Genomic DNA, 5174 nt, shown 5'->3' with positions numbered 1-5174 from the left:
GTTTTGGTTTTTCCCTTGACCTTCCCCAAACATAGCTCTAAATAATTCGCGTTGTGATAAGGCGGCGAATACGCTAAGCCCTGGGAGCATACACAAGTATGTGACTAGGGTTAGCTTATGAAGCCAACACAGTCACAGCGTGAAGTATGACGAGCATTTAAGTCCTCAGCTTAGAGCGCAACCGTTTGATGGCCTGACTGTGAAGCTGACTCACTCTCGACTCCCCCACCTCCAGCACCGCACCAATCTCTTTCAAATTCAGTTCTTCTTGGTAATACAGCGTCAGCACCATTTTTTCGCGCTCAGGCAATTGCTCTATCGCCGCCACGATTTGATCTTTTAGGCTGGATTCCATCAGTAAACTCAGTGGGTTGCCGCCATCGTCTTCATCCATTGAAGGTTCGCAGCTTTCCCCGTGCACTTCGTGCCATTCATCGTAGGAGAACAGTTGGCTATTGTTGGTATCTAGCAGCACTTGGCGATATTCCGCCAAATCGATATCCAGCGCTTTGGCAATTTCTGGCTCTGTGGCACTGCGCCCAAGGCTTTGCTCAAGTTCACCAATGGCTTTAGTCATTTCTCGCGCTTGGCGACGCACGCTACGGGGAACCCAGTCACGGCTACGCAGTTCATCGAGCATGGATCCGCGGATCCGCTGCACAGCGTATGTGGCAAAAGAGGCACCTAATGAGGCATCGAAACGTTCTAATGCGTGGAGTAGCCCGATGCCACCCGCTTGGATTAGGTCATCGATATCAACGCTGGCAGGAAGTCGGACTTGCAGTTTTAGGGCTTCATGGCGTATTAGAGGGTAATAACGCTCCCATAGGCTATTTTTATTAATGACACCTTCGGCAGTATATAAATCACTCACAACCTGAATCACCCTTCAAGTTTTAACTAAAGGTAGCCATTATCTGTGTTACGCGTAATTTCAATCCGCAGAGTAAGGCACTAAATCAGCCGTTATTCTTTTTATCCTAAATAAATTTGATGGAGCCCAATATTTTTTGATTCTATTTTTTGCTTTTGCTTTTGCTTTTGGCCTTGCCTTTGACCTTGTTTTTGATCTTTGTTTTGACCTTAACAATGCCAAAGCGCGCCCTAAATAATTCGCGTTGCAGCTAGGCGGCAAGCTGAATTATCCCTAGGAGCATACTGAAGTATGTGACTAGGGTAATTTAGTGCAGCCAACAACGCTGCGGCGCGAAGTATGACGGGCAAAAAAAAGACCAGCAAAGCTGGTCTTTAATAAAAAGCTCGATCACGAATTAACGTAACAGGCTCAGAACACCTTGTGGAACCTGGTTAGCTTGCGCTAACACAGCAGTACCTGCTTGTTGCAGAATCTGACCACGGCTCATGTTAGAAACTTCTGTAGCGAAGTCAGCATCTTGGATACGGCTACGTGCTGCGCTCAGGTTGTTAACAGAGTTGTTCAGGTTGTTGATAGTAGACTGCATACGGTTTTGTACTGCACCCAGTGAAGAACGGAATGAATCTACAGTTTTTAATGCATCGTCTAATGCAGTTAATGCCATTTCGTTAGTTGATGCTAAACTTGCTGCACCATCAACTTTGGTTTTACCCGCAGTAGTTAGTTCACCAGTTGCTGCATCAAAATCTGCTTTCACGACTTCAACTAATTTACCATCAACTTTCATGACAAATTTACCAGTATCTTCAGAGCCATCAGCTTTCATCTTCTGATAAATGTCGCCTTTAGCATTAATTGCATCTTTATCATCTTTAGGGTCAGCCGAACCAGTTACAGCAGCAGCAACTTCAAGTGGTGCTTTCTTACCTTGAACAGCTGGATCCGACAGTTTAGTTAAATCTAATTTATCTAAACCTAAAGTGGTTCTATCAATTTGCTTCAAGTTGATGTCGATAGTTTCTCCATCATTTGCACCAACTTGAATTTTCATTGTTGAATTAGCACTTAATACTTTAACGCCGTTAAATTGCGTTTGTTCAGAAATACGGTCAATCTCTTCCATACGCAGTTTAACTTCGTCTTGGATAGATTTTGCATCAGATTCTGAGTTCGTGCCGTTTTTCGCTTGAACAGTCAGTTCACGAATACGTTGTAAGTTATCGTTGATTTCGTTAACTGCGCCTTCAGCGGTCTGTGCGATAGAGATACCGTCGTTTGCGTTACGAGAAGCTTGAGTTAAACCTTTAACGTTTGCAGTGAAACGGTTAGCGATTGCTTGACCCGCAGCATCATCTTTAGCGCTGTTGATACGTGAACCAGAAGATAAACGCTCAATCGCAGTACCCAGTACGCCTTGTGAACGGTTTAAGTTATTTTGTGTAGTCAGAGACAGTACGTTTGTGTTGATGACTTGAGCCATGATGTATTCCTATTTATTTATATGATACACAGTGTTAATACTCTAAATAATTCGTGCTGCATCTAGGCGGCTAGCGAAGGTATCCCTAGGAGCATACTGAAGTATGTGACTAGGGTGACTGAGTGCAGCCAACACCGATACGGCGCGAAGTATGACGAGTATTCTGTTAAGTAAATTTTGTCAGCAAATACATTATCGGCGGCACCCAAAACCCCTTTAGCCATTTTTATAAAAATTTTTCACGTCTATTGGCAAAAGCGCGCTGGAATCAGCTTTTTTCACCCTAAATTTTTTATTAAACCCTTCGACTATGGTTAATGTCCTTATCATTTTTATTCAATAAGCCTAATTACCTGCTTTTTACGGTTTAACTCCTTCCATTATTATTTCGTAGAATAGTCTAATATTTTTCTCCAATTCGCCGATAAAGGACTAAATACGAATTTATTTTCAGGGTTTATATTCAGGAGAGATTTATGGCAGGCATATCCACACTTGGTATCGGGGCTAACTTAGACTTAAATGTACAAATGGACCAATTGGAGGCGATGGAAAAGCGCCGCTTAGATCCATTAACACAGCAAAAGGCCAGCTATGATGCGCAAATCAGTGCATTTGGTAAGATGCAATCTTCATTAGAAAAACTGAAAAAAGCGGCAGAAGATATCAAGAAGTATGAAGATATCAGCACCACGAAAGTGAACGGCGAATATAAATCTTTTGATGTAAAAACCGATGGTAAAGCGGTTGCTGGTGTACATGATGTTAAAGTCACCCAGCTGGCGAAAGCACAAACTATTGCCACCAAAGATATTCCAGACAATAAAAAATTATTAGGTAACGGCGCAGCAGAGCGCACAATTACCATTACCCAGCCTTCACAAAAAGAAGATAAAGATAAAATTGTTATCAAACTCGATAATGAACACACATCATTAATCGAGATTGCAGACGCCATTAATAAAACCGATAAGGGTGTTTCGGCCTCTGTTATTAAAGATAAAACCAATCAGTATCATCTTGTTGTCACGGCGAAAAAAGCGGGTACAGACAACCGCATGAGCATTAATGTTAGTGGTGATGATGAACTGGCTAAAATTTTAAATGTTGAATCGGAAATTGATTCAACAGGCAACGTCACCATTAAAGACAAAGCGACGAGTGGTATGGAACAAAAAGTTCCACCACAAAATGCTCAGCTCATTATTGATGGTTTCGAATTAGAATCTCAAACCAACGAAGCCAAAGACCTGTTTCCTGGTTTAACCCTATCTTTAAAGAAAGAGAGTGAAGATGGCAAATCAGAACATTTAATTATCTCTGAAGATATTGAACCTGCTAAAGCGAAAATCAAAGCGTGGGTGGATGCCTATAATGAGTTTCAAACCTTAGCTAAAGAACTTACTAAATATACTCCGACCGAAAAAGGGACTGCACCGGATAAAACCAATGGTCCATTAATCGGTGATTCTACTTTACGTGTAATTCAAAGTACCTTACGTACCCAAGTTCGTACCCCACAAAATAGCGGCGAATTAAACCTTCTGAGTAAGATGGGGATTAAACAAAAACTAGACGGTACGTTAGAGATTGATAATAAAAAACTCGATAGTGCCCTCAAAGATAACCCATCTAGCGTGAAAGTATTCTTTGCCGGTGATGGAAAAGAAACCGGATTTGCTACAGAGAACTTTAATTTCTTAAAGGATACCTTAGATAGCAAAGAAGGTACGCTGCATAACGCCACAGATGGCGTACAGAAGAAAAAGAAAAGCATCGATAAACGTATCGAGCAGACCAATAAACAAATTGAAAACACCATGGATATCTATCGTCGTCAGTTCCAAAACCTCGATAAGATGATGAGTTCACTGAACAGCACAAGCAGTTCATTAGGCAGACTTTTAGGTTAACCGCATGTATCAACGTAAAGCTAATCAAGCCTATCAGCAGGTCAGTTTGGAGAGTGAAATCGCCAATGCGACCCCGTATCAACTGATCCAAATCCTGTTTAAAGGGGCCTTAAGTGCCCTTAAACGGGGGGAAATTTTTATGGAGCAGGGAAACATTGCTGAAAAGGGTAAAGAAATCTCAAAAGCAATCGACATCATTGACACGGGATTAAAACAATCGCTAAATTACGAGGCTGGTGGCGAACTTGCTGAAAATTTAGCAAGTTTGTATGAATACATGACGCGGCAATTGCTCCGCGCCAACATAGAAAACAACGTGACTTATGTCCAAGAAGTTTACCAATTACTCTCCGATATCGCCTCTGCATGGCAACAAATCGGTGCAAATGTGGATGAAAGATAACCAGGTGGACAATAAAAATCCTCTCTATTTACTTGAAATATATCGTAATGTCTTAATATTAAGTGAAAACTTAGTTTCGCTCGCACAATCAGGGGAATGGGAGTCATTAATCTCCCGAGAAACTGAATATGTCCTTGCCGTTGAGAATTTAACGGCTCTGACTCAAGAATATGAGCAGGAACAACCTATTACTGACGACTTTGTGCAGTTACTACACCAGATCATTGAAAACGAACGAGTGACAAAAGAACACTTACAAAATCATTTGAATTTTTTAAGTAAAGAAATCAAACAGCTCGACCAACAAAAGGTATTGAATAATAGCTACGGCCAATTTGATCAACCCGATGCTCCAAGGGTTATTAAACCTCTCGAGTAAACGGTAAAGTGTCAGGCAGTTAACCTGACGCTTAACTTAATAGGACAACTCAATTGGCACCAAGAACACAATAGCAGCTCCCCGAATCACACTTGTTGGGTCTCGGGAAGCCGTAAAATAGA

At 41.6% G+C, this 5174-nt stretch carries 5 protein-coding genes; 3 read left to right on the top strand and 2 right to left on the bottom strand.

What is annotated here, in order from left to right:
- Window positions 1–157: 157 nt before the first annotated feature.
- Entirely contained in the window at window positions 158–874 is a 717-nt protein-coding gene (locus GKR71_RS06815) for an RNA polymerase sigma factor FliA (RefSeq protein ID WP_036951358.1), read from the bottom strand.
- Window positions 875–1271: 397 nt separating this feature from the next.
- Window positions 1272–2357 (bottom strand): FliC/FljB family flagellin, encoded by a 1086-nt coding sequence (locus GKR71_RS06810; protein ID WP_154634081.1) that lies wholly within the window; start codon window positions 2355–2357, stop codon window positions 1272–1274.
- A 476-nt stretch (window positions 2358–2833) separates the two neighbouring features.
- On the opposite strand from GKR71_RS06810, the gene fliD reads away from it, so the two are divergent.
- The 3 genes from fliD to fliT are packed head-to-tail and all read left to right on the top strand — an operon-like array spanning window position 2834 to window position 5052.
- Window positions 2834–4270 (top strand): flagellar filament capping protein FliD, encoded by a 1437-nt coding sequence (gene fliD / locus GKR71_RS06805; RefSeq protein ID WP_154634080.1) that lies wholly within the window; start codon window positions 2834–2836, stop codon window positions 4268–4270.
- A gap of 4 nt (window positions 4271–4274) precedes the next feature.
- The gene (gene fliS / locus GKR71_RS06800) at window positions 4275–4673 is read left to right on the top strand and encodes a flagellar export chaperone FliS (protein WP_006657543.1); all 399 of its coding nucleotides are present in this window, start codon (window positions 4275–4277) and stop codon (window positions 4671–4673) included.
- Window positions 4663–5052 (top strand): flagellar protein FliT, encoded by a 390-nt coding sequence (gene fliT, locus GKR71_RS06795; RefSeq protein ID WP_036951364.1) that lies wholly within the window; start codon window positions 4663–4665, stop codon window positions 5050–5052. Before fliS ends, fliT begins: the two co-directional genes overlap by 11 nt.
- Window positions 5053–5174 lie beyond the last annotated feature (122 nt).

The sequence above is a fragment of the Providencia sp. wls1922 genome (assembly GCF_009706505.1).
Lineage (GTDB): Bacteria > Pseudomonadota > Gammaproteobacteria > Enterobacterales > Enterobacteriaceae > Providencia > Providencia lanzhouensis.
Note: the sequence above shows the minus strand (reverse complement) of the source record. Positions and strands in the feature narration are given on the sequence as shown.

Excerpts from the sequence above, each read along its gene's own strand:
- fliT (WP_036951364.1), top strand. The coding sequence starts at position 4,663 with ATGAAAGATAACCAGGTGGACAATAAAAATCCTCTCTATTTACTTGAA.
- fliD (WP_154634080.1), top strand. The coding sequence starts at position 2,834 with ATGGCAGGCATATCCACACTTGGTATCGGGGCTAACTTAGACTTAAAT.
- fliS (WP_006657543.1), top strand. The coding sequence starts at position 4,275 with ATGTATCAACGTAAAGCTAATCAAGCCTATCAGCAGGTCAGTTTGGAG.
- GKR71_RS06810 (WP_154634081.1), bottom strand. The coding sequence starts at position 2,357 with ATGGCTCAAGTCATCAACACAAACGTACTGTCTCTGACTACACAAAAT.